The sequence below is a fragment of the Streptomyces sp. NPDC006332 genome (assembly GCF_040612855.1).
Lineage (GTDB): Bacteria > Actinomycetota > Actinomycetes > Streptomycetales > Streptomycetaceae > Streptomyces.
On the sequence record NZ_JBEXRA010000001.1, the window covers coordinates 86,094 to 109,871 of the forward strand.

Below are 23,778 nucleotides of genomic sequence, written 5' to 3' on the forward strand. Positions count from 1 at the left end.
TTCAACCGCCACCATGATCCCGTTTCCACGCAAGGAGAGACCACACGTATGCCTTCCGCGTCCGGGACCACCCCCGGCAGGCTTCCCTCCGTCGTCTGGGTGCTCGCCGCCGGCACGTTCCTGATGGGGACCACCGAGTTCGTCGTCGCCGGCCTGCTGCCGGAGCTGGCCGGTGACCTCGGCGTCAGCGTCTCCCGCGCCGGCCTGCTGATCACCGCCTTCGCCGTCGGCATGATCGTCGGCGCGCCGACCATGGCGATGGCGACCCTGCGGCTTCCGCAGCGCCGGACGCTGGTCCTGGCCCTGTCCGTGTTCTGCCTCGGACATCTGGTCGCCGCCCTCAGCACCTCCTTCACGATCGTCCTCGCCGCCCGCGTCGTCACCGCCCTGGCCACCGGAGCGTTCTGGTCCGTCGGCTTCGTCGTCGCCACCACCGCCGCAGGACCGCACAACGCCACCCGCGCGACGGGTGTCATGATCGGCGGGCTAACCCTGGCCAACGTCGTCGGCGTGCCGGTCGGCTCCTTCGCCGGCCAGTTCACCGGCTGGCGCGGCCCCTTCTGGGCCCTGGCCGTCCTCTCCGGGCTTGCCGCCGTGTTCATCGGCCGCTTCATCCCGGCCCGGGAGCAGCGCGTCGAGGTGTCCCTCCGGGCCGAGGTCCGGGCTCTGCGGCAGGGCCGGCTGTGGCTGGCGCTCGGCGCCGCGATGCTGATCATGGGCGGCGTCCTGGCGACGTACACCTACGTCACGCCGCTGCTCACCGACCGCGCGGGCATCCCCGCAGGCGCCGTACCCCTCGTCCTGATCGCCTTCGGTGTCGGCGCCCTGGGCGGCACCACCACGGGAGGCCGCCTGGGCGACCGGCGTCCGATGGCGACCACGATCACGGCCGCCGCGGCTACGGCTCTGGTCCTGCTCCTGATGATCCCGCTGTCCGGCAATCCGGTGACGGCCACCCTCCTGGTCTTCCTCATGGGCCTGACCGGCTTCACGGTCAACCCGGTCGTCACCGCCCTCGCCATGCGCTTCGCGGGCGATGCCCCCACTCTCACCTCGGCACTGACCACGTCCGCCTTCAACACCGGCATCGCCGCCGGATCGGCGATCGCCGGAACGGCCCTGGACTCCTCCCTCGGCCTGACCGGCCCGCCCCTGGTCGGCACCGTCATCGCCGCCCTGACGCTGCTGCCCCTGATCGCCCTCGCCGTCCACGGTTCATCCGGCAAGGACCGGATCGTGGCCCGGAGCAGCGCTCCCGGGCAGCGGCGACGCGACGAGGCCGCGCAGGTGTCGTCGCAGCACTGACTCAAGCCCGCGTACGGCCGACGACGTACCAGCAAGCGAGAGGACTCGGCACATGACTGTGAGCAGCACGGGCTTCACCGGGAAGGTGGCCTTCGTGACCGGAGCCGGCTCCGGCATCGGCCGCGTGACCGCCGGCGCCTTCGCCCGCGCAGGCGCCCGCGTCGCCCTCGCCGACCTGTCCCCGGACGGTGTTCTGGTCTGCTCGGACGCCGCCTCCTTCGCCACCGACCACGCCATGGTCGTCGGCGGCGGCCAAACCGCCTGACGGCGTCGCGGCAAGGCGTCGTGCCGCCGCAGTTCATCCAGGCACCCCGGGCGCCAGCCGTACCGCCACATCTTGCCACCTGAAGGGACAACGCCCCGTGAATCCCACCTACGACTTCAACGGCCACGTCGCCCTCGTCACCGGGGCCGGCGCCGGTATGGGGCTGGCGACCGCCCGCGCGTTCGCCCGGACCGGAGCCGTCGTCGCCCTCACCGACATCGACGAAGCGGCCCTGAACGCTGCCGCGAAGGAACTCACCGACGCCGGCCACCAAGTCCTCGCCCTCACCTGCGACGTCAGCGACGAGGACCAGGTCGCCGCCGCCGTCGACCGTACCGTGGAGACCTTCGGCCGCCTCGACATGGCCTACAACAACGCCGGCATCCAGATCCCGCCCAGCGACGCCGCCGACGAGCCCGCCGAGCGGTTCGACCGCGTCAACGCCATCAACCTGCGCGGCGTCTGGGCGTGCATGAAGCACGAGTTGCGGCACATGCGTGCCCAGGGCAGCGGCGCGATCGTCAACTGCTCCTCCCTGGGCGGCCTGGTCGGCCTGCCCGGCCGCGCCTCCTACCACGCCTCCAAGCACGGTGTGATCGGCCTGACGAGCAGCGCGGCACTCGAATACGCCCCCCGAGGCATCCGCATCAACGCCATCTGCCCCGGCACCATCGACACCCCCATGGTCAGCGACATGATCTCCAAGGGAGAACTCGACCGCGCCGAGGCCGAGGCCAACCAGCCCATCAACCGGCTCGGCACCGCTGAGGAGATCGCCCAGTCGGTCCTGTGGCTGTGTAGCCCCGGAGCCGGCTTCGTCGTCGGCGTCGCCCTCCCCGTCGACGGCGGTTACGTCGCCCGCTGAAGACAGCCCACCCAGAGGAAAGAGAGCTGAGAGAGATCATGGAATTCATCAAGCAGCAGCCCAGCAGCAAGGCCCCGGCCGACTGGTTCACCGGCGACGTGTGGTGGGACGTCATCGTGGCCGGCCAGGAGCCGTCGCGGATGCGCGCCAACCTGGTCCGCTTCTCGCCGGGCGCCCGCACCAACTGGCACTCCCACGCTCTGGGCCAGACCCTGCACGTCGTTTCCGGGATCGCCCTGATCGGCACCCGGGACGGCACCGTCTTCGACGCCCGCCCCGGCGAGACCGTCGCCTGCCCGTCGAACGAGGAACACTGGCACGGCGCCGCCCCCGACCGGTTCATGGAGCACATCGCCCTGTGGGAGGGCACGGGCGACGGCACTCCCGAGACCACTTGGGCCGAGCCGGTCACCGACCAGCAGTACAACGGCCCCCGCACCCGCGACCAGTAGCCCCGGCCCATTCCACGCGCATCCGGGGCTCGCTCAGGACGCCAGGGCGTCCCGGGGACTGCCACCTGCCTCGCAGCGCGCGCAAGTGCCCCCGATGACATCGGCCAGTCACTTCTGACGGAGCTTCAAGGGGGGAGGAAAGTCTCCCTGTCACGAGCGTTGCCGGTGGTGCGAGACTCCCCAGGTGACCGGTAGCCGCCTCCAGAACGCGCGGTTGCCGGCTTCCCCGCGGTGACGACCATCCACTCTCGCGTCCGGCTGATGTGTACGGCCGATCCGTCAGCGATACGAAGGCGTACCCATGTCAACTGAACTCCCCGAACCTGCCGCTCAACCCCCCATTGGAGCCGGCGAGTCCTCCCCGGCGCCCACTCGGCGCACCTTCATCGCCACGAGTACCGTGGTCGGCGGCGCGGTCGTCGCGGGGAGCGTCGTTGGAGGGACCTCCCTCATCGGCGCGGAAGAGGTCACGGCCGCCGAGCGGCCGCCGTCCAGCCGTGTCTCTTTGACGGTCAACGGCACCCGCCGGACGGTGACGGTCGACAACCGGACGTCGCTGCTGGACCTGCTGCGCGAGCATCTCGGTCTGACGGGCTCGAAGAAGGGCTGCAACGCCGGGGCCTGCGGGGCGTGCACGGTGCTGGTCGACGGCCACCGGGTCAACGCCTGTCTGACGCTCGCGGTGCGTCTGGAGGGGGCCGAGGTCACCACGATCGAGGGCCTGGCCGAGGGCGATCAACTCCACCCATTGCAGCAGGCGTTCATTGACGAGGACGCCTTCCAGTGCGGTTACTGCACCCCGGGTCAGATCGTCTCCGGGGTGGGTTGCATCAAGGAGGGTCACACCGGCTCGCCGGAGGAGATCCGGGAGTGGATGAGCGGCAACATCTGCCGCTGCGGCTGTTATGTGAAGATCGTGCGGGCGGTCGAGCAGACCGCCGGCCGGAAGTGAGGGTCTGATGTATCCCTTTGCCTTCACCAAGGCGTCCGACACCCGTGAGGCCCTCAATGCGGGCCGCCGCGGCGGCCGTTACATCGCAGGCGGCACCACCCTCGTCGACCTGATGCGCGAGACCGTCGAGCGTCCCGACAGGCTGGTCGACATCAGCGGCCTGCCCTTGCGTGAGGTCACGGTGACCGAGCGCGGGGGGCTGCGGATCGGCGCCCTGGTGACCATGTCCGGGGCCGCCGCCCACGCCAAGGTGCGCACGCTGTACCCCGTCGTGTCCGAGGCGCTGGAACTGAGCGCTTCGGCCCAGTTGCGGAACATGGCCACCATCGGCGGCAATATCATGCAGCGCACCCGGTGCACGTACTTCCGTGACGTGACCGCCGACTGCAACAAGCGTGAGCCTGGCTCCGGTTGTGCCGCGCTGCACGGCGTCAACCGCACCCACGCCATCCTCGGCACCTCTGACGCCTGCGTGGCCACGCACCCGTCCGATGCCGCCGTGGCCTTCGCCGCCTTGGAGGCACGGGTGCACCTGCTGGGCCCGGACGGGGCACGTCAGATGTCCTTCGCGGACTTCCTGTTGCGGCCGGGCAGTACCCCGCAACGTGAACAAGCCCTGCGTGAAGGCGAGTTGATCACAGCAGTGGAGATTCCCGCTCTCCCGCGCCCGCTCAGGTCCGGCTACCTGAAGGTGCGTGACCGGCAGTCGTACGAGTTCGCCCTGACGTCGGCTGCCGTCGCGCTGCACGTACGCGGCGGGGTGATCCGCGAGGCGAAGGTCGCCGCCGGGGGCGTGGGCACGGTGCCCTGGAAGCTGCCCGCCGTCGAACAGCACCTCGTCGGTGAACGCCCCTCGGGGGCCCTCTGGTCGGCCGCTGCCGCGAAGGCGGCGGACGGCGCCCGTCCCCTTCAGCACAACCGCTTCAAGGTCGAGCTGCTCAAGCGCACTGTCGAACGCCAGCTTCGCGTCGTAGGAGGTGCCAAGTGAGCCCCCAGCCGCAGGCAGCCGTGGGTGCGCCGCTGTCCCGGGTGGACGGCCGGCTGAAGGTCACCGGACAGGCGCTGTACGCCGCCGAGCACGAGGTCGAGGGGTCCGTGCACGCCGTCATCGTCGACGCAGCCATCGGCCGCGGTCGCATCACGTCGATCGACAGCGCCGCCGCCGAAGCCCTTCCGGGCGTCCTGAAGGTGCTCCACCACCGCAACGCGCCGAAGCTGCCGTATCGCGACAACTCCGGGTCGAACAACCCGCCCGGCCGGCGACTCCGCGTCTTCCAGGACGACCGCGTCCGCTTCCACGGACAGCCGGTCGCCGTAGTGGTCGCCACCACCCTTGAGGCCGCGCAACACGGCGCGAGCGTGGTCAAGGTCGGCTACGACGCCGAGCGGCCTTCGACCGACCTCACCGAGGCCGAGCCGGACGAGCCGACCCGCTACGCGCGCGGCGACGCCGAAGCGGCCCTGCGCTCGGCGGCCGTACGACTGGACCTGACGTACCGCACGGCGCGCAATCACCACAACCCGATGGAGCCGCACGCCACCATCGCCCGCTGGAACGGCGACAAGCTCACCGTGTGGGACAAGACCCAGTGGGTGGTGGGCACGCAGACCGAACTCGCGGCGGTGTTCGGCCTGGAGACGGACGCGGTGCGCGTCATCTCGCCGTTCGTCGGCGGCGGTTTCGGCACGGCGTTGCGCTGCTGGCCGCACGTGGTCGTCGCCGCGCTGGCCGCCCGCGAGACGAAGCGTCCGGTCAAGCTCGTGCTGAGCCGCAAGCAGATGTACCTGGGTACGGGTTTCCGGCCCTCGTACGAGTACCGCCTGCGCCTCGGCAGCAACCGGCGCGGCCGGCTGTCCGCCGCGGCGCACGAGCTGGACGCCGAGACGTCGTCGTACGAGACGTTCACCGAGGCCATCCTGGCGGCCGGGCAGATGCTCTACAGCATGCCCAACGTGTCCCAGAGGTACCGGACGGTGCCGCTGGACCTGCCCACACCGCTGTACATGCGCGGCCCCGGCTTCCAGACGGCCTCCTTCGTCATCGAGTCGGCCATGGACGAACTCGCCCACAAGCTCGGCGTCGACCCGATCGAGCTGCGCCGGCGCAACGAGCCGAACGAGGACGAGTCGTCCGGGCTGCCGTTCTCCACCCGTCGGCTGCGCGAGTGCTATGCAGTCGGCGCCCGCGAGTTCGGCTGGGATCGCCGCAACCACAGGCCCCGCTCGACACGTGAGGGAGACTGGCTGATCGGCAGGGGCATGGCCGCCGGCGTCTACGACACCGCCCGCATGCCCGCCCAGGCCCGCGCCCGCCTCGACGCCGACGGCACCGCACTGGTCGAGGCCGCCGCCACCGACATGGGCCCGGGCACCTACACCTCCCAGACCCAGGTCGCCGCCGACGCCCTCGGACTCACCGTGCGCACGGTCACCTTCCGGCTGGGGGACTCCCTCTACCCGCCGACCCCACCGCACGGCGGCTCGATGACCATGGCCAGCGTCGGCTCCGCCACCCTCGACGCCTGCAACAAAGTCCGCCGTCAGGCGATCGAACTGGCCGTCGGAGACCGCGAGTCGCCGCTGTACGGGGTGGCCGCCGGCGATGTCGTGGTGCGGGGCGGCCGACTGCACGTGAAGAACGACCCCACGCGCGGGGAGACGTACCGGCGGCTGCTCGCCCGCAACGACCGCACCCACCTGGAAGCGGACGGCTCCTTCGCGCCGCCGTCCGGCCCGGAGCGGCACTCCTTCTACGGCTACAACGCGACCTTCGCCGAGGTGGCCGTCGACGCGACGCTGGGCCTGGTGCGGGTACGGCGGGTGCTCGGCGTGTACGACGCGGGCCGGATCATCAGCCCCAAGCTCGCCGACAGCCAGGCTCTCGGCGGCATGGTCGGCGGCATCGGAACGGCCCTGCTGGAGCACACGGTCACCGACCACCGCGACGGGCGGATCGTCAACGCCGACCTCGCCGACTACCTCGTCCCCGTCAACGCCGATGTCCCCGACCTCAAGGCGATCTACCTGGACGGCGAGGACCGCGAGGCCGACCCGCTCGGCGTCAAGGGCCTCGGGGAGCTGGTGATGATCGGCGTGGCGCCCGCCATCGCCAGCGCGGTCTTCAACGCCACCGGCCGCCGCGTCCGCGAACTGCCCATCACTGCCGAGGCGTTGCTCTGATCCATGCCATCGGGCCGACGGAGCGCACGCCGCTCGTCCGGCAGCCTGCCCCATCCGGCTGCCGGACCTCCCAGGGCCGCCGCCGCGTGACGTTTCCCCGGCGTCGTGGCGGCGGCCCGTTCACCTTCCGATCCTGGTCCTGCCATGGAGACATGGAGAACTGCCATGCTGAACATCGCGGACGCTCTGCACCGCTGGTGCCGCGAGGCACGCCCCTTCGCCCTGGCCACCGTCGTCGGCGTGCACGGCAGTGCCCCTCTGCCGGTCGGTACGTCGGTAGCCGTGGACGAGGACGGCAACGCCGTCGGCAGCATCTCCGGCGGCTGCGTCGAGGGAGCGGTCTACGAGGTGTGCCGGCAGGTGCTCCATGACCGGGGCACGCCGCAGCGGGCCTGGTTCGGCTACTCCGACGACGACGCCTTCGCAGTCGGTCTGACCTGCGGCGGCGAACTCGACGTCCTCGTCCAGCGCATCGATCCCGCAGCCCAGCCGCACCTGTCCACGGCCCTCTCCGAGATCGCTCAAGGGCGATCGGTCGCCGTGGCACAGGTCGTGGACGGCCCGGATCGTCTCCTCGGCTCCACGCTGAGCGTGCTCGGCGGCGGCCATGCCGCCTACGGGCGCGTGGACGGCGGCCCGACGGACCGGGCCGTGGCCGACCGGGCCAGGGCCCTGATGCGGGCGGGCCGCACCGTCCGCATCGACATCGGCGGGCAGGCAGACGAATGCCCCGAACGGCTGTCCGTCCTCGTTCATGTCCATGCGTCCCCGCCGCGCCTGCTGGTCTTCGGTGCCGTCGACTTCGCCGCGGCCCTCAGCCGGGCCGGCCGCTTCCTGGGCTACCACGTCACCGTCTGCGACGCCCGCCCCGTCTTCGCGACTCCCGCCCGCTTCCCGCGCGCGGACGAAGTGGTCGTCGACTGGCCCCACCGCTACCTGGAACGCACCGAGGTGGACGAGCGCACCGCCGTATGTGTCCTCACGCATGACGCCAAGTTCGACATCCCGCTGCTTCGCCTGGCACTCGACCTGCCCGTCGCCTACGTCGGGGCCATGGGTTCCCGGCGCACCCACGACGAGCGCATGCGCCGCCTGCGCGAGCAGGGTGTCACGGAGAGCCAGTTGGTCCGGCTGCGTTCCCCCATCGGCCTCGATCTTGGAGCCTCCACACCCGAGGAGACGGCCGTCTCCATCACCGCGGAGATCATCGCCCGGGCCAACCACGGCACGGGCAGACCTCTGACCCAGATCACCGGCCCGATCCACCGGCCGTCGGAGTTGGCGGGCTATCGGTAGGCCGGCCTCACGAACCGACAAGGGCTCATCGCCCTCTGAAGGCAGCCTGTACTTCATGACGCTCGTTTGACGCTCCGGGCTCCCGCAGGCGGGACAGCGATCCGAGAAATGGCCTCTGACCTGGCCTTTTTCGAGACTTGCTCAAGCCGACATTCTTCCGATGACGCATCATGTGGAGTGCGTGGCGATTCTGGAGCCGGTCAAGAAGGAAGCCTGACCTGCGGCTCCTCGGGTTTCTCAGGCGCTGATGGTGCTCGACCTGTTGAGCCCCTGTCCCGACCCTGCAAGGTGGCGACCTTCGGAGGGCTGAAGCCGGTCCGCGGTTACTGGTCAGGCCTCCCCAAGTACGGTCGCAAGGCGTGCCTGGCGCTGGAGGAGAGCCGGTCGGGGTCCAGGGTGCCCACTGCGATGGCAAGCGCCTCCTCTCCCATCTCCGGGAAGGAGGCCACCAGCAGTCGCTCCTCGTCGAAAAGCGGCTCGATCACCTGGAACAGGGCCGCTGCCCCGATCGACGTGTCCGGACTGGCCAGCAAGATCTCGACGAACCGGAAACACCTCTTGAGTACGTCGCCGTCCGGGCCATCCGTCGCCGAGGCGCAGAGCTTCGGAATGAGGAACCCTTCGGTGAAGACGTCCTTGAGGAAGTCGTAGAGGTCCAGTCCCGCCGCAGCCTTCGCCTGGTCCTGCAACTCCGGCACCATCTCACCGAGCAGGCCCGGGACGGCATCCCGAGACGTCACTTCCATGTCGCTGGTACTCCCTCTGGGGTCTGACGAATCGCGAGTGGTCGTTTCGGGGTCGCATCTTCCGTCTTCGGGCAGGCGGGGAGACCGGTTGCACGGGGCATGACCCTGCCAGGGTTCGATCGTTGTCGCCCGGGCTTCGGGGAATCAACTACCGGCCCGCTGTGGGCGGTTGATGATACAAGTGACAGGTGATCAGGTCGGTGGTCGCGAGAGTACGGTGGAGTGGCCTGCTCGAATGGACTGGGGGAGTTCATGACGTTCGAGCAAGAATGGGCCGAACTGCGCGCGGCGGCTGCCGAGCGGACTGCCATGCAGATCAACAGCATTCCGGCCGACGGCGGCGGAGGTGGCGGCGGCGGGAACGACCTGGTGGTCAATCGGGACGACCTCGGCGCCATCGGCAATGACGCGTATGACCTGCTGGGACGGTTTGGGAAGGAGGGCGACATCGCCCGTTCCTCCACGTTCGACGCGGCGACGGCGCTGACCAACGGGAACTTCGTGAGCGGTTCGGCCGTGCTGAAGGTGCAGACTTCTGGCAGACCCACCTGAGGACTGAAGTACGAGGACATCATCGACGCCCCGGTGGCGAAGCTAAAGGCCGCCGCCGACGACTGGTCGGAGATGGCGGGGAAGCTGGACAAGCTCGCCACCGACGCCGCCGACGGGATGAAGGCGAAGGCGGACAGGGCGGCCTGGGAGGGCGTCAACGCAGGGGTCACCAAGGCGCTTCATCGGTAAGACGGTCAAGGAGTTCGCGGACGCCGCGGCCGAGGCCAAGGGCGTGAAGCTGATCCTCGAAGAGGGTCACGCGGCCATCAAGAAGGCCAAGGACGACCTGGTCAACATCCGGGACCACGAGGGGCCCGCGGCCGGCATCCGCGTGGACGGCAAAGGCAAGGTCACGGCGCGGAACCCGTTGTCCGAAAGCACCGCGGCGCGGCACGACCCCGACTACAGCAAGTTCGTGCGGGAGGAGCGGCAGAACATCGAGTCGTGGCAGAAGAGGATCGACCTCATCGTCGACAACTGCAACGACACCGACCTCGCCCTCAAGAACACCCTCGAGGCCAACGTCACCGACCGCAAGGACTTCAGCGCTCCGACGTACACGAAGCTGGACCAGGAGGAGGCCGCCCGCGCCGCCGCTCTGGCGGCCAAGGGGCAGGACATCACACACGCCGAACTTCAGCAGCTCAACGAGCTGCTGAAGGACAACAGTTCGTCGGTGGAGTTCTCCAAGGGCTTCTACGAGAAGCTCGGCCCCGAGAAGTCGCTCGCGGAAGGCCGTCGCCAAGCGGGGCCACGGCGGGCGTCGCGGCGGGCGTCGCCAGATCTACTCCGCCGGAGAAAGCATGGCCGAGGCCCCGATGGCGAAGTTCCTGGAGCATCACGGTGTGGGCAAGGACAGTGTGTTCAGGCAGGACCTACGCGAATCGATGCTGATCGGCTACGGGGTCGGCAACGACCGGGAGAACCAGCAGGGCAATGACCCGGAGACCGGCTGATGCCGGTGGACGGCCGAGGACACGTAAGGATGCGGACAGTGATCAGTCGTGGGTCGGTACGCGGGGGACTCCTCTCCGCGGCCGTGGTCGGCTCGTTGCTTCTCGGGGCCACCGGTTGCGGAGGGGGCGGAGATAAGGACAAACTTCCGAAGGACTACAAGGTCGTTGCGGGGACACAACTCTGCGGTGGCGATGCCGTGTCCGCCGACGCGTCCAAGGCACTGAAGGTGATCACGGGGTCGTCACGGTTCGAGGCGTCGGGAGAGGAGTACACCGTCGCGCAGACCGCGGCGGACCTTGTCGAGGCGTTCCCGGTCCCTACCGTGCCCAAGGACGCCTGCCGTGTCCACACGCCCATTGGCACGCCGGATTTCGAGCTCAGGATCACCGGGAATCTGGAAGACGGCGCTTCGACGGGTGCCTCGGCACCGAATTTCACCGTGCTGAAGATGGGGGAGAGGTCCGTGGCGGCGGCGGACAAGGCGTACGTCTTTTTCGCGTGCCGGAGCGCCAGGTTGTTGGACTCGTCGAGAGTGGCCCACATCGACATCGGCGTGGAGCGCGGGGGCATGCCGAAGGATCCCCAGGACAACGTCAAGGCGTTGAAGGACGCCTACGCGACCGTGGCCCACTCCTTCTCGCTGGCCGTGGCCAAGGAACTGCGCTGCGAGAAGAACGGCGGGCTCCCCGAGAGGCCCGTGCTGGATCCCGCCTAGCCGTTGAGGTATGCGGAAACGACCATGATCAGGTGGCCCTTCCTGCCCAGAGGAGGGGCCGTCTGCTGTACGCGGTGCGCCACGAAGGCCCACATCCCCGTCCCCATCCCCGGATTCCGGCAGCAGGCGTCGATGTCAGTGGTGGCCGATAGCTTGAAGTTACTGGAGATCGGCCGCATCGGCCGACCGGTCCTTTGGGGAGGGGTGTGCTGTGTCCGCTGCGCAGGCACGACAGTCGGGGAACACGACGTATCTGGAGCTGTCTCAGGAAAGCGGCGGTGCCCACAAGTTCTACGAGGTGACCGTCGAGGGGACCACCGTCTCCGTGCGATACGGACGGATCGGCGTGGACGGGCAACGTCAGACCTCCGCCTTCCCGACCGTGGAGAAGGCGAACGCGGCGGCGGCGAAGAAGATCGCCGAGAAGGTGCGGAAGGGGTACGCGCCCGCCGTTCGGGGGCAGCGTGCGGCCCGCCCCGTGACGCGCAGGCAGGTGACGTCCGCCCCGTCCACAGCGCGGGCGACCGCCCCGGTGCTGTGGCGGTTCCGTACGGGCACCTCGGCGTTCGGTATCCATGTGGACGAGGACCGCTGCTGGGTCGGCAACCAGCAGGGCAGCGTCTACAACCTGAGCCATGACGGCGAGGTGTTGGCCCACTACTCCCTGCCCGACGGCGTGAAGTGCCTGGTGGCGGACGACTTCTGGATCTACGCGGGCTGTGACGACGGCCGGGTGTACGACCTCTCGGCGAAGGTGCCGTTCGCCGCCTACGAGATAGCGGCTGAGGTGGACATCTTCTGGCTGGACATCCACGCGGGCGTGCTGAACGTCTCGGACCGCAACGGCGGTCTGACGGTCATCGACCATGAGGACGAGCTCCAGTGGTCGCGCAACTCGTCCGGGGCGCAAGGGTGGATGGTGCGGGCCGACGACCGCGCCGTGTACCACGGGCACAGCCGCGGCGTGACGGCTTACGCGGCGGACGGGACCAGCCAGCTCTGGCACACCGCGACCAGCGGCAACGTGCTCTTCGGATGGCAGGAGGAGGACGCGGTCTACGCCGGGACGGGGCGGAGTGTCGTCCAGCGGCTCGCCAAGTCCTCCGGGCGGATCGAAGCCTCCTACCAGTGCGACGCCGCGGTGTACTCGTGTGCCACGTCCCCCGGCGGGCGATACGTCTTCGCGGGGGACTCCGCTTCCTCCGTCTACTGCTTCACCGCCGACGGCACCCGGCTGTGGAAGCTCGGTACGGGGGGCGGCTCGGCGCTGTCCATGCAGTACCACGACGAAAGGCTGTACATCGTCTCCACGGACGGCTCACTCGCCTGCATCGACGCGAGCGAGGCCGCGATCAACGCCGCTCAGTCGGGCAACGTCCCGGTTGCCGCGGACGTCAAGATGGCTGCTGCCCTGCCGACGTACGCACCGCTGACCGCCGCCGCCTCCGTGGCCACGGTCAGCGCTGTCCCCGCAGCGGGGAGCGGAGTGGTCGTGGAATGCTTCGAAGAAGGAGGTCGAGTGCGCGTGCATGTGGTCTCCGAGGGCTATGAGCCGAGTTGGAACGTCCAGTTCCCGCGTGCGATACGCCAGCCCGGCTCACGCTATGTGGTGGACGCGTTGCACACCTCCTCGGGCGGTTTCTACCGAGTGCGCGGAGAGATCAGGCGCCTGGTGTGACACACCGTCGGGCACGAGGGTCGCATGCCCTTTCAGGCGGAGGCATGCCCCCGCGTCACCCATGAGTCGTCGAGGAACGGGCTGGGCTTTCCGTGCCAGAACACGTCCAAAGGGCAACCGCCCGGAGTCCGGCTGAGACTGGCGGCCGAGGACAGTAAGGATGCGGACAGTGATCAGTCGTAGGTTGGTGCGCGCTGGACTCCTTGCCCCGGTCGTAACCGGCTTGTTGTGTCTCGGGGTCAGCGGTTGTGGTGGGGACGGAGACGAGGAGGCGGCCGACAAGGCTGTGGCGGGGACGCAACTGTGCGGTGGCGATGCCGTGTCCACCGACGCGTCCAAGGCACTGAAGGTGATCACGGGGTCGTCGCGGTTCGGGACGACGGCGGAGAAGTCCACCGTCGCGCGGGCCGCGACGGACCTCGTCGAGGCGTTTCCTGCCGCCACCGGGGGACGCGACGACGTCTGCCGCATCTACACGGCGGACGGTACTCCGGATTTTGCGATCCGAGTCACCTGGGGGCTGGATGGCAGCCCCCCGACGGGAACTCCGGCCCCGGATTTCACCGTGCTGAAGATGGGGGAGCGCACCCTGGCGTCGGCGAACAGGGCATCGGTCCGGTTCGCGTGCCGTAGCGACAAGTTCACCGACTCCACGAATGCGGCGCACGTCGCCATCGGCGTGGAGCGCTGGGGCATGCCGAAGGATCCCCAGGACAACGTCAAGGCGTTGAAGGACGCCTACGCGACCGTGGCCCACTCCTTCTCGCTGGCCATGGCCAAGGAGTTGCGCTGCGAGAAGAACGGGGGGCTTCCCGCGAGGCCCGTGTTGGATCCCGTGTAGCGGCTGAGGTATGCGGAAACGACCATGATCAGGGGCCCCTTCCTGTCCGGAGGGGCCCCTGCTGCGGGGTCCGCTTGACACGTAGAGCGCGGTCCGACCGGGCCACACGGCACGGCGCCGTGGTCCGCGGACTTGAGCGGTGGTCGTCGGGGAGTCGAGACGCGGACGGTGGATCACCGTGAACAGCAGTGGGCTCCTGAAGACCCAGCCACCAGACTTTGTCCTGAGTGTGGAAAAAGAACGCCTGGTTCGTGCGCAAGTACTTCCCACTCTGGAAAATCGTTGTTACGTTCCTTCCCGACAGCCTGACGGCGCAGTCGGCGGAGACAGGTGTCTGGCCCCAGCCGATGGGTGAGGGGAGAGGAGGGATCGTGAGACGGATGACTGCTCGACCTGAGAACACGCATCAGGCGCGGCTGCTTCGTCTGCTGCGTGACAACGGGTCCAACTCTCGTGCCCAGATGGGTGATCTGGTGGACCTGTCCCGTTCGAAGCTGGCAGTCGAAGTGGACCGGTTGCTGGAGACGGGGCTGGTCGTCGCGGACGGGCTGGCCCCGTCCCGGGGCGGCCGGCGGTCGCACAACATCCGGCTCGCGCCGACACTGCGTTTCCTCGGTGTCGACATCGGGGCCACGTCGATCGATGTGGCCGTGACGAACGCGGAGTTGGACGTCCTGGGGCATCTGAATCAACCGATGGATGTCCGGGAGGGGCCGGTGGCCGTCTTCGAGCAGGTGCTGTCGGTGGCTGCCAAGCTGAAGGACTCCGGTGTCGCGGAGGGTTTCGACGGCGCCGGTATCGGTGTCCCGGGACCGGTTCGCTTCCCCGAGGGCATACCGGTCGCGCCGCCGATCATGCCCGGCTGGGACGGCTTTCCCATCCGGGAGGCGCTCAGCCAGGAACTCGGCTGCCCGGTCATGGTCGACAACGACGTGAACCTGATGGCCATGGGGGAGCAGCACGCGGGCGTCGCACGTTCCGTGGGCGACTTCCTGTGCGTCAAGATCGGCACCGGCATCGGCTGCGGCATCGTCGTCGGCGGTGAGGTCTACCGGGGGACGACCGGCAGTGCCGGCGACATCGGTCATATTCAGGTGGAACCGGGAGGTCGCGCGTGTGCGTGCGGCAACCGGGGCTGTCTGGAAGCCCACTTCAGCGGTGCAGCGCTGGCCGGTGACGCGGAGCAGGCCGCCCGTGAGGGCCGGTCGGTACAGCTCGCTGCCCGGCTCGAGGCGGCCGGGCGTCTGACGGCCGAGGACGTGTCGGCTGCCGCGGCGGCAGGGGACACGGTGGCTCTGGAGCTGATCCGGGAGGGCGGGAAGCGTCTGGGGCAGGTCATCGCCAACCTTGTCAGTTTCTTCAACCCGGGGCTGGTGGTGATCGGCGGCGGTGTGACCGGGCTCGGGCACACGTTGCTGGCCAGTGTCCGGACCCAGGTGTACCGGCAGTCGTTGCCGCTGGCCACGGGCAACTTGCCGATCGTGCTGGGCGAGTTGGGGCCGGTCGCCGGAGCCATCGGCGCGGCTCGGCTCATCAGCGACCACGTCTTCTCACCCGCCTGACCGCTGCCCGCCCGCCGGCGACGGACCCACAGTCACGCCACTACAACCCCGTGGCGCCACTGGAACCGAGCGTCACTGCCACCCCATTGGCGATCCTGCGGGCCCATCGCGCCTCGGCAACCCCACGGCGCCCACGCAACACCCGTAGAGCCACCGCGACATCCGTAGAGCCGCCGCGACACCACCCACATCACCGCCGTAACCCCCGAATGAAGCGTCGGCGGCCGCCACCACCGCATGGTTGCCGCAATCAGGCCTGCCCTGCCCTGCCCGACCCTCCTCAGTCCCTGCGCCCCAGCGCACACGACGCCAGGGGCATCCCAGAGCCGCCCACGTACCTGAACAACCCTGCCCAGCCCTGCCCGCTCACGGCCCGCATCCGCCGAGGGGATCCTCATGGCACCACAACCACCCCTGCTCACCATGTCCGGTATCACCAAGTCGTTCCCGGGCGTTCGCGCCCTCGACGGTGTGGATCTCGAGGTCCAGGCCGGCGAGGTCCATTGCCTGCTCGGCCAGAACGGGGCCGGTAAGTCCACTCTGATCAAAGTGCTCGCCGGGGCTCACCAGCCGGACAGCGGTGAGATCACCTGGCGCGGTGAGCGTGTGACTCTGGGGTCGCCGGTCGCCGCCATGCGTCTCGGTATCGCCACCATCTACCAGGAACTCGACCTGATCGAGGGGCTGTCCGTCGCGGAGAACGTCTTCCTCGGGCACGAACCCACCTCCGCCGGGTTCGTCGTGCGCGGCTCCGCCGCCCGTAAGGCGACCGCGGAGTTGCTGAAACGTCTGGGGCACTCGGAGATCGATCCGACGACGCTCGTCGGCGACCTGTCCGCGGCGCAACAGCAGATCGTCTCGATGGCCCGCGCGCTGTCCCACGAGGTTCGGTTGATCGTGATGGACGAGCCGTCGGCGGCGCTCGACCCCGAAGAGGTGGACAACCTCTTCAGGATCGTGGGCGATCTGACGGCGGACGGTGTCTCCGTCATCTACATCTCCCACCGACTTGAGGAGATCCGCCGCATCGGCGACCGGGTCACGGTCCTGAAGGAGGGCCGGTCGGTCGCGGGCGGCCTGCCCGCCGAATCGACGCCGACCGATGAGGTCGTGGCGCTGATGACCGGGCGGAACGTGGAGTACGTCTTCCCCGAGCGCCCCGAGGCCGGCTTCGCCGCAGGGAGAGATCCAGTGCTGAGGGTCGAAGGACTGACCCGGCGAGGGGAGTTCGCGCCCGTCGATCTGGAGCTGCGGCCCGGTGAGATCGTCGGTCTGGCCGGGCTCGTCGGGTCCGGGCGCAGCGAGATCCTGGAGACGATCTACGGCGCACGCAAGCCCGACGGCGGCCGTGTCCTCGTCGACGGCGCACCCCTGCGCCCCGGAAGTGTCCGCGCCGCCGTCCGCGCCGGCATCGGCCTCGCGCCCGAGGAACGCAAGGCGCAGGGCCTGCTGATGCTGGAGTCCGTCAGCAGCAACGTCTCGATCTCCACCCTGTCCCGGTTCTCCCGCGCGGGCTGGCTCGACCGGCGTGACGAACGAGCCGCCGCGCACCAGGCGGTTCGGGAACTGTCCCTCCGGCCGGACAATCCCGATGCCGCCATCAGGACCCTGTCCGGTGGCAACCAGCAGAAGGCGGTGCTCGCACGGTGGCTGTTGCGGGGCTGCAAGGTGCTGTTGCTGGACGAACCGACCAGGGGCGTCGACATCGGCGCCCGGGCGGAGCTCTACGCAGTGATTCGCCGGCTGGCCGACGAGGGCCTGGCCGTACTTCTCGTGTCCAGTGAGGTGCCCGAGGTGCTGGGACTCGCCGACCGGGTGCTGGTGCTCCGCGAAGGCAGCGTCGTGCACACGGCGGACGCCCGGGAGCTCGACGAGCACCGTGTACTTGATCTTGTGATGGAAGGGAGCCTGACGCCATGACGCAGCCGGCCACTGCGGCGCAGCAGGAAGCGCCGACGTCCGACGCCAAGTCCGCGGAGGACGAGGGGAGTTCGCGCCGACCCCGACTGCGGTGGGACGTGCGCAGTCTGTCCTTGCTCGGAGTCCTCGCCGTCCTCGTCGCGGTCGGCGGGATCACCGCACCGGACCAGTTCCTGGCGACGAGCAACCTGCAGCTCGTCCTCACCCAGGCGTCCGTGATCGGCGTCGTCACCGTCGGCATGACGTTCGTCATCACCAGCGGCGGGATCGACCTGTCGGTAGGCGCGATGGTGGCGCTCGCCTCGGTGTGGGCGACGACCGTGGCCACGCAGGAGTTCGGCTTCGCGGGGATCCTCTTCACGGCGGTGATCGTCGGTGTGGGCTGTGGTCTCGTCAACGGTCTGCTGATCGCCTACGGCAGGATGGTGCCGTTCATCGCGACGCTGGCCATGCTCGCCTCCGCCCGGGGCCTGGCGTTGCAGATCACGGACGGCAGCACCCAGGTCGTGAGCGTCCAATCGGTGCTCGATCTCGGTGGCAGGGACGCCTACATCCTCGGCATCCCGCCCCTCGTTCTGATCTTCGCCGCTGTCACGGTCATCGGCTGGCTGCTGCTCAACCGGACCACCTTCGGCCGCCGCACCGTCGCGGTCGGCGGCAACGCGGAAGCGGCACGCCTCGCCGGCATCGACGTCCGCCGCCAGCGCCTGTACCTGTACCTGCTGTCCGGACTGTGCTGCGGTATCGCCGCGTTCATGCTGATCGTGCTCGCCGGCTCGGGTCAGAACACCAACGGCAACCTCTACGAGCTGGACGCCATCGCCGCGGCGATCATCGGCGGCACCCTGCTCAGCGGCGGTCGCGGCACCATCATCGGCTCCGTCCTCGGTGTCCTCGTCTTCACCACGATCACCAACATCTTCGCCCTGAACAACCTCGAGACCGCTGTCCAGCAGATCGCGAAGGGCGCCATCATCGTCGCCGCCGTCCTGGTCCAGCGCCGCTCGCTACGCGGCGGCGACGCCTGACGCCGTGCGACGCCGCCAAAGGCGGCCCCTGACACCGCCGTCCCGTACCCCCACCTCCTCCATCCGACGCACACCGCCCAGTCGAAGGGGCCACCCGCCATGGCACGAACCCCCGCCACCAGCCGCAGGTCACTGTTGTTCGGCACCGCAGCCGTTTCCGCCGGCGCGCTGCTGACGGCCTGCACCAGCAATGAGCCCAAAAACCAGGAAAAGGCCGCGGACAATGCCGCCCCGGTCGCGGACGACAAGCCGGGCAAGGCTGTCACCATCGGCTTCGCCGGCCCCCAGGCCGACCACGGCTGGCTCAACGCCATCAACGACAACGCCAAGTCGCGGGCGAAGAAATACTCCGACGTCACGCTGGAGATCACCGAGGGGTCCAACGACACCGCTCAGCAGATCGGTCAGATCCAGACGCTGATCAACAAGAAGGTCGACGTCCTGGTGGTCCTGCCGGCCGACGGCAAGGCACTCACCCAGGTCGGCCTGCAGGCCATGAAGGCGGGTATCCCCGTCGTCAACCTGGACCGTGTGTTCGGCTCCCAGCAGGCGTACCGCTGCTGGATCGGCGGCGACAACTACGGCATGGGACTCAACGCCGGCCACTACATCGGCGAACAGCTCAAGGACAAGAAGAACGCCAAGGTCGTGGAACTGGCCGGCCTCGACAACCTTGAGCTGACCCAGCAGCGCACCAAGGGCTTCGACGACGCCCTGAAGAACTACCCGAACATCAAGAAGGTGGCCCGCCAGGCGGCCGACTTCACGGTCGAGTCCGGCCAGGCCAAGATGGCGCAACTGCTGCAGGCCCAGTCGAGCTTCGACGCGCTGTGGAACCACGACGACGATCAGGGCGTGGGCGCGCTGCGCGCCATCGACCAGGCCGGTCGGGACGACTTCCTGATGGTCGGCGGCGCGGGCGCCAAGTCCGCGATGGACGCCATCAAGGCCGGTAACAGCGTGCTCAAGGCGACCGTCCTGTATCCACCGACGATGGCCGCTTCCGCCATCGACCTCGCCCGGGCGCTCGGCCAGGGCAAGGGCCTCGGCGGCCTCGCCGAGTTCGAGATCCCGACCTCGCTGACCCTCTACTCGGCCGTGGTCACCAAGGACAACGTCGACCAGTACCTGCCGACCGGCTTCGTCTGACCGGCCCGGGCCGTGCGCCCCACGAACACAGCCATGAGTCAGTGACACTCCGACGAGGAGGAATCCGTATGGAACACAGCGACAGTCGGACCGCACCGCCGACCCTCGGCGTGGGCATGGTCGGCTACGCGTTCATGGGCGCCGCGCACTCACAAGGGTGGCGCACCGTAGGGCACGTGTTCGACCTGCCGCTGCGGCCGGTCCTGGCCGCGATCGCCGGCCGCGACGCGCACGCCGTGCGGGCGGCGGCCGACAAGCACGGCTGGGCCGCGGCGGAGACCGACTGGCGCGCCCTCATAGCCCGCGATGACGTGCAACTCGTCGACATCTGCACACCGGGCGACAGCCATGCGGAGATCGCCATCGCGGCGCTGGAGGCGGGCAAGCACGTACTGTGCGAGAAGCCGCTGGCCAATTCGGTCGCGGAGGCGGAGGCCATGGTCACGGCCGCCGAAGAGGCCCACTCGCGCGGTCAGTTGGCCATGGTGGGCTTCAACTACCGGCGCGTGCCCGCCCTCACCTTCGCACGCAGGCTCATCGCCGACGGCAGACTCGGCACCTTGCGCCACGTACGCGTCAGCTACCTCCAGGACTGGCTGGTCGACCCCGACTTCCCGCTGACGTGGCGACTGCAGCGCGAGCACGCGGGGTCGGGGGCGCTCGGGGACCTCGGCGCGCACATCGTCGACCTCGCCCAGTACCTGGCGGGTGAGGTGCTGGTCGGGGTCTCCGCCCAGATGGAGACCTTCGTCAAGGAACGCCCCCGCCTCGACGGTGCCTCCACCGGCCTGACCGCCCCCGGTGGCACCCGGCGCGGGCCGGTGACGGTCGACGACGCGGCCGTCTTCACCGGCCGACTCGCCTCAGGGGCGCTCGCCATGTTCGAGGCGACCCGTATGGCGTCGGGGCGCAAGAACGCCCTGAGGCTGGAGGTGAACGGCGAGTTCGGTTCGCTCGCCTTCGACCTGGAGCGGCTCAACGAGCTGTCCTTCCACGACCACCGTGAGCCCGCCGCCACGGCGGGGTTCCGCAGGATCGACGTCACCGAGCCCGAGCACCCGTACCTGGAGGGCTGGTGGCCGCCGGGTCACGCGCTCGGCTACGAGCACACCTTCGCCCACCAGGCCCGCGACCTGGTCGAGGCCATCGCGTCCGGCACCGACCCGAGGCCGTCGTTCGCCGACGGTCTGCAGGTGCAGCGGGTGCTCGCCGCGGTGGAGGAGAGCGCGCAGAAGAACTCCGTCTACACCGTTCCTAATCAGTGAGCAGGAGTGAGTCTTGGACCCGTTCCTGGTCCCTGCGGACATCCCGAACGGTTTTGGGTGTCCTGGTCTCCCGCTTTCGTTCCGCGTCCGGCGGCACGGATCGTGTCCGTGGTCCGGGAATGCGGGGGCGGGGTCCCTCACACCTCGGGGTACCCGGTCGGGCCTGGACGGTCCGATGCCCCTGCTCATCACTCCGGTGAGCAGGGGGCGGTGCCGTCCGTCGCCTAATCGGGTGCCCCAAAGCGCGCCTGCCGATCGCCACGGCGGCTGCGTCGTGGCGGGTGATCTTTCTGTTCTTGGACGTCAGGGGTTTTTGCCAGTGCTGGGCGCCCCAGCGGCTGGTGTAGGCGGGGTCGACGGCGATGATGGTGATGCCGAGTTCGGCCGCCATGCTCACGAGCCGGGCCCGCAGTCTGCTGACGGGCATACCGGAGATGAGGTTGCGGAACTTCTTGCGGCGGCCGTGTTTCTCACGGGTCTTCTCCGCGGCGAAGTCGAGGTCTTCGATCGCGATCGCGACGTGGTGCCGTTCGGCCCAGTGCAGCAGGCGGATCAGGGCGTGCCGGATCTGGGCGTCGCGATGGGCGGCGGTGCCGGACAGGTCGTAGCCGAAGCGGGCAGGTTCGCCGACGGGGTTGCCGTGGGCGTCCAGGCGCCAGGCGGCCAGGTGGTCGGCGTTGGTGTCGACGCCCACCAGCCCGTTCGCGCGGGCCGCCGCGAGCGGCACGGTTGTGACCGGCGGGATCGTCCACGATGCGGTGAGGTACCAGCGGCCGCGTGTGGTGTCTTCGTGGATGCGGTAGGCAACGGCCCGGTTCGCGGTGACACGGTCGCGCCACTGCTCGCCCCGGTGCGCGAACGCCACCCTGCAGGCGAGCACGTACCGGCCGTGCGGTGCGTTCGCCAGATGCGCCAGCGGGGCGGGGAGTTTGAGGGAGACCTCGCCGTCGCAGGTGACGCGGATGGTTTCGTTGCCGAACCGCTTCCCGGACTCGCCGTCGGCCTCAAGGAACCGGCGCCCGGCCTGCCAGCGTGCGCGCCACCGCTCCTCGGTGAGCTGTGCGGCGTCGAGGTGGTGGCGGGTGTTCAGCAGCCGCTTCCCGCCGCGCACCACGTGCACGACTCCGGCCTCCCAGTCCGCCCGCGCCGCCTGAAGCCGGTCTTCGAGCACGTGCAGGCGGCGGGCCTTCGCATGCCACTCCTGCTTGCTGCGATAGCCGCCCGGAGCGCGCTTGCCGCCCTTCTCTCCGACCGGCAGGGACAGCCGGTGCGCGATGGTGCGCACCCCCGCTTGAAGGCTCTGGATGTGCGCGAGCTGCCCGCGCCTGGCCAGCGCCCACTGATCGTGGGTGGCCTTGGTGATCGACCCTGCCCATCGGGAGGAGGACTCCTGCGTCAGGGTCCTCTTGCGCTCGGCCCACTGGCCGGTGTCATGGTCCAGCCCGGCCGCGCACCGTGCTTTCAGATCCCGGGAGGCGAGCGTACCGAGCAGGTCACCGACCAGACGAAGAACCTTCTCATCCTCCACCGTCAGGTACTTGAGTCGGCCGCGGACCGCCACACCGGACGGACCCAGGGCGACAAACGGCGCCGCCATGTCCCGCAGCCCGCCCATCCCCCTCACCCCTCATCCCGGCGCACCCGAACAACCGCTCCCCCCACCCAACGACCACCACCGGTGAAGGTCACACATTCGACCCAGGAACCTTCATTCACACCCACGCAGTCACACCTGCCGCAACCCGGACACTCACTCATGCACGCCAGAACACGCTTGCGCACAGCCAACCGCCAACAGTCCACAACCCCTGTCCAGGCCGTCGAGGCCGAAGTCCGCTAGAGATCCGGCCAGGAACCCCGCTCGGAGGCACACCATGCCACGCCCGTTCACCCTGTTCACCGGTCAGTGGGCCGATCTGCCGTTGGAGGAGGTCTGCCGACTGGCCGCCGACTTCGGCTACGACGGACTCGAACTCGCCTGCTGGGGCGACCACTTCGAGATCGACAAAGCCCTGACCGATCCGTCCTACCTGGCCGGTCGGCGCGCCCTGCTGGAGAAGTACGGCCTGAAGTGCTGGGCGATCTCCAACCATCTCGTCGGCCAGGCCGTCTGTGACCACCCCATCGACGAACGGCACCAGGGCATCCTGCCCGCCCGGATCTGGGGCGACGGGGAGCCGGAGGGGGTTCGCCGACGGGCCGCGGCCGAGATCCAGGACACGGCGCGGGCCGCGGCCGCCTTCGGCGTCGACACGGTCGTCGGTTTCACCGGATCGTCCATCTGGCATCTGATGGCGATGTTCCCGCCGGTACCGGAGCGGATGATCGAGCGCGGCTACGAGGACTTCGCGGAGCGCTGGAACCCGATCCTGGACGTGTTCGACGCCGAGGGCGTCCGCTTCGCCCACGAGGTCCATCCGAGCGAGATCGCCTACGACTACTGGACCACCAAGCGCGCCCTGGAGGCGGTGGACGACCGCCCGGCCTTCGGGCTCAACTTCGACCCCAGCCACTTCGTCTGGCAGGACCTGGACCCGGTCGGTTTCCTCTACGACTTCCGGGACCGGATCTACCACGTCGACTGCAAGGAGGCCCGCAAGCGTCTGGACGGGCGCAACGGGCGGCTGGGCTCCCATCTGCCCTGGGGTGACCCGCGGCGCGGTTGGGACTTCGTCTCCGCCGGGCACGGCGACGTCCCCTGGGAGGACGTGTTCCGGATGCTGCGCTCGATCCGCTACGACGGGCCGATCTCCGTGGAGTGGGAGGACGCCGGCATGGACCGCCTCGCCGGTGCGCCGCAAGCCCTCGCCCATCTGAAGCGGTTCGACTTCGACCCGCCTTCGGCCTCCTTCGACGCCGCCTTCGGGGGCGGCGACAACTAGGTGTGCTGACCGGACACGGCTTTGTCCTGACTCGGGAAGAAGTTTGCCGTCTTCTTGCGCAAGGGGTTCCGGTCCCGGACGAACGAGGTTACGGTCCCTTCGTGCACAGGGACCACGCAGTGGTTCACGACTGACGGCGCGCTCAGGTCGCGCGGCGCGCCGCTCGTT

Annotated in this window: 19 protein-coding genes and 2 pseudogenes; 19 read left to right on the forward strand and 2 right to left on the reverse strand. The window is 69.3% G+C overall.

Annotated elements, in window-relative coordinates; all coding sequences use genetic code 11:
- Positions 1 to 48 precede the first annotated feature (48 nt).
- From ABZ027_RS00405 to ABZ027_RS00440, 8 genes are all read left to right on the forward strand, one after another.
- A complete protein-coding gene (locus tag ABZ027_RS00405; protein ID WP_356762762.1) occupies positions 49 to 1,305 on the forward strand; it encodes an MFS transporter in 1,257 nt (418 codons plus the stop codon).
- Between the two features lie 52 nt (positions 1,306 to 1,357).
- Positions 1,358 to 1,570, forward strand: a complete 213-nt coding sequence (locus ABZ027_RS00410) for an SDR family NAD(P)-dependent oxidoreductase (RefSeq protein WP_356762764.1) — start codon at positions 1,358 to 1,360, stop codon at positions 1,568 to 1,570.
- A gap of 97 nt (positions 1,571 to 1,667) precedes the next feature.
- Positions 1,668 to 2,435 carry a glucose 1-dehydrogenase gene (locus ABZ027_RS00415; protein WP_356762766.1) on the forward strand — a complete coding sequence of 256 codons (768 nt, stop codon included), beginning with the start codon at positions 1,668 to 1,670 and terminating at the stop codon, positions 2,433 to 2,435.
- A 38-nt stretch (positions 2,436 to 2,473) separates the two neighbouring features.
- Positions 2,474 to 2,887, forward strand: coding sequence for a cupin domain-containing protein (locus ABZ027_RS00420; protein ID WP_356762768.1), 414 nt, complete (start codon positions 2,474 to 2,476; stop codon positions 2,885 to 2,887).
- Positions 2,888 to 3,188: 301 nt separating this feature from the next.
- A complete protein-coding gene (locus ABZ027_RS00425) occupies positions 3,189 to 3,839 on the forward strand; it encodes a (2Fe-2S)-binding protein (RefSeq protein WP_356762770.1) in 651 nt (216 codons plus the stop codon).
- A 7-nt stretch (positions 3,840 to 3,846) separates the two neighbouring features.
- The gene (locus ABZ027_RS00430; RefSeq protein ID WP_356762772.1) at positions 3,847 to 4,827 is read left to right on the forward strand and encodes a xanthine dehydrogenase family protein subunit M; all 981 of its coding nucleotides are present in this window, start codon (positions 3,847 to 3,849) and stop codon (positions 4,825 to 4,827) included.
- Positions 4,824 to 7,019, forward strand: coding sequence for a xanthine dehydrogenase family protein molybdopterin-binding subunit (locus ABZ027_RS00435; protein ID WP_356762774.1), 2,196 nt, complete (start codon positions 4,824 to 4,826; stop codon positions 7,017 to 7,019). The genes ABZ027_RS00430 and ABZ027_RS00435 overlap by 4 nt, the downstream gene beginning before the upstream one ends.
- 165 nt (positions 7,020 to 7,184) lie before the next feature.
- Entirely contained in the window at positions 7,185 to 8,315 is a 1,131-nt protein-coding gene (locus ABZ027_RS00440; RefSeq protein ID WP_356762776.1) for an XdhC/CoxI family protein, read from the forward strand.
- A 323-nt stretch (positions 8,316 to 8,638) separates the two neighbouring features.
- On the opposite strand, the gene ABZ027_RS00445 is transcribed toward ABZ027_RS00440, so the two are convergent.
- The gene (locus tag ABZ027_RS00445; RefSeq protein WP_356762778.1) at positions 8,639 to 9,061 is read right to left on the reverse strand and encodes a hypothetical protein; all 423 of its coding nucleotides are present in this window, start codon (positions 9,059 to 9,061) and stop codon (positions 8,639 to 8,641) included.
- 252 nt (positions 9,062 to 9,313) lie between these two features.
- Between ABZ027_RS00445 and ABZ027_RS00450 the strand changes: the two are divergent.
- The 10 genes and pseudogenes from ABZ027_RS00450 to ABZ027_RS00495 all read left to right on the forward strand — a co-directional run.
- Positions 9,314 to 9,618, forward strand: a pseudogene (locus tag ABZ027_RS00450) (hypothetical protein); the annotation flags it as partial.
- A 28-nt stretch (positions 9,619 to 9,646) separates the two neighbouring features.
- Positions 9,647 to 10,343: pseudogene (locus ABZ027_RS00455) on the forward strand (hypothetical protein); the annotation flags it as partial.
- Positions 10,344 to 10,598: 255 nt separating this feature from the next.
- On the forward strand, positions 10,599 to 11,285 hold the full coding sequence (locus ABZ027_RS00460) for a hypothetical protein (protein ID WP_356762780.1): 687 nt from the start codon (positions 10,599 to 10,601) through the stop codon (positions 11,283 to 11,285).
- Between the two features lie 211 nt (positions 11,286 to 11,496).
- The gene (locus ABZ027_RS00465) at positions 11,497 to 12,963 is read left to right on the forward strand and encodes a WGR domain-containing protein (RefSeq protein WP_356762782.1); all 1,467 of its coding nucleotides are present in this window, start codon (positions 11,497 to 11,499) and stop codon (positions 12,961 to 12,963) included.
- 319 nt (positions 12,964 to 13,282) lie between these two features.
- Entirely contained in the window at positions 13,283 to 13,804 is a 522-nt protein-coding gene (locus ABZ027_RS00470; RefSeq protein WP_356762784.1) for a hypothetical protein, read from the forward strand.
- A 380-nt stretch (positions 13,805 to 14,184) separates the two neighbouring features.
- Entirely contained in the window at positions 14,185 to 15,366 is a 1,182-nt protein-coding gene (locus ABZ027_RS00475) for an ROK family transcriptional regulator (RefSeq protein WP_356763417.1), read from the forward strand.
- Between the two features lie 396 nt (positions 15,367 to 15,762).
- Positions 15,763 to 17,286, forward strand: a complete 1,524-nt coding sequence (locus ABZ027_RS00480; protein ID WP_356762786.1) for a sugar ABC transporter ATP-binding protein — start codon at positions 15,763 to 15,765, stop codon at positions 17,284 to 17,286.
- Positions 17,283 to 18,314: an ABC transporter permease gene (locus ABZ027_RS00485; protein WP_356762788.1), complete on the forward strand. Its 1,032-nt coding sequence runs from the start codon at positions 17,283 to 17,285 to the stop codon at positions 18,312 to 18,314. Before ABZ027_RS00480 ends, ABZ027_RS00485 begins: the two co-directional genes overlap by 4 nt.
- 99 nt (positions 18,315 to 18,413) lie before the next feature.
- Positions 18,414 to 19,463, forward strand: a complete 1,050-nt coding sequence (locus ABZ027_RS00490; RefSeq protein WP_356762790.1) for a substrate-binding domain-containing protein — start codon at positions 18,414 to 18,416, stop codon at positions 19,461 to 19,463.
- A 68-nt stretch (positions 19,464 to 19,531) separates the two neighbouring features.
- Positions 19,532 to 20,728 (forward strand): Gfo/Idh/MocA family oxidoreductase, encoded by a 1,197-nt coding sequence (locus ABZ027_RS00495; RefSeq protein WP_356762792.1) that lies wholly within the window; start codon positions 19,532 to 19,534, stop codon positions 20,726 to 20,728.
- On the opposite strand, the gene ABZ027_RS00500 is transcribed toward ABZ027_RS00495, so the two are convergent.
- Positions 20,718 to 22,343 carry an IS200/IS605 family accessory protein TnpB-related protein gene (locus ABZ027_RS00500; protein WP_356762794.1) on the reverse strand — a complete coding sequence of 542 codons (1,626 nt, stop codon included), beginning with the start codon at positions 22,341 to 22,343 and terminating at the stop codon, positions 20,718 to 20,720. The genes ABZ027_RS00495 and ABZ027_RS00500 overlap by 11 nt on opposite strands.
- 259 nt (positions 22,344 to 22,602) lie before the next feature.
- Between ABZ027_RS00500 and ABZ027_RS00505 the strand changes: the two genes are divergently transcribed.
- A complete protein-coding gene (locus tag ABZ027_RS00505; RefSeq protein ID WP_356762796.1) occupies positions 22,603 to 23,610 on the forward strand; it encodes a sugar phosphate isomerase/epimerase family protein in 1,008 nt (335 codons plus the stop codon).
- The last annotated feature ends 168 nt before the right edge of the window (positions 23,611 to 23,778 follow it).

Bases quoted from the DNA above. Each gene is read 5' to 3' on its own strand.
- ABZ027_RS00485 (WP_356762788.1), top strand. From the start codon at position 17,283: ATGACGCAGCCGGCCACTGCGGCGCAGCAGGAAGCGCCGACGTCCGAC.
- ABZ027_RS00425 (WP_356762770.1), top strand. From the start codon at position 3,189: ATGTCAACTGAACTCCCCGAACCTGCCGCTCAACCCCCCATTGGAGCC.
- ABZ027_RS00430 (WP_356762772.1), top strand. From the start codon at position 3,847: ATGTATCCCTTTGCCTTCACCAAGGCGTCCGACACCCGTGAGGCCCTC.
- ABZ027_RS00420 (WP_356762768.1), top strand. From the start codon at position 2,474: ATGGAATTCATCAAGCAGCAGCCCAGCAGCAAGGCCCCGGCCGACTGG.
- ABZ027_RS00505 (WP_356762796.1), top strand. From the start codon at position 22,603: ATGCCACGCCCGTTCACCCTGTTCACCGGTCAGTGGGCCGATCTGCCG.
- ABZ027_RS00480 (WP_356762786.1), top strand. From the start codon at position 15,763: ATGGCACCACAACCACCCCTGCTCACCATGTCCGGTATCACCAAGTCG.
- ABZ027_RS00405 (WP_356762762.1), top strand. From the start codon at position 49: ATGCCTTCCGCGTCCGGGACCACCCCCGGCAGGCTTCCCTCCGTCGTC.
- ABZ027_RS00500 (WP_356762794.1), bottom strand. From the start codon at position 22,343: ATGGGCGGGCTGCGGGACATGGCGGCGCCGTTTGTCGCCCTGGGTCCG.
- ABZ027_RS00460 (WP_356762780.1), top strand. From the start codon at position 10,599: ATGCGGACAGTGATCAGTCGTGGGTCGGTACGCGGGGGACTCCTCTCC.
- ABZ027_RS00410 (WP_356762764.1), top strand. From the start codon at position 1,358: ATGACTGTGAGCAGCACGGGCTTCACCGGGAAGGTGGCCTTCGTGACC.
- ABZ027_RS00475 (WP_356763417.1), top strand. From the start codon at position 14,185: ATGACTGCTCGACCTGAGAACACGCATCAGGCGCGGCTGCTTCGTCTG.
- ABZ027_RS00445 (WP_356762778.1), bottom strand. From the start codon at position 9,061: ATGGAAGTGACGTCTCGGGATGCCGTCCCGGGCCTGCTCGGTGAGATG.
- ABZ027_RS00440 (WP_356762776.1), top strand. From the start codon at position 7,185: ATGCTGAACATCGCGGACGCTCTGCACCGCTGGTGCCGCGAGGCACGC.
- ABZ027_RS00495 (WP_356762792.1), top strand. From the start codon at position 19,532: ATGGAACACAGCGACAGTCGGACCGCACCGCCGACCCTCGGCGTGGGC.
- ABZ027_RS00490 (WP_356762790.1), top strand. From the start codon at position 18,414: ATGGCACGAACCCCCGCCACCAGCCGCAGGTCACTGTTGTTCGGCACC.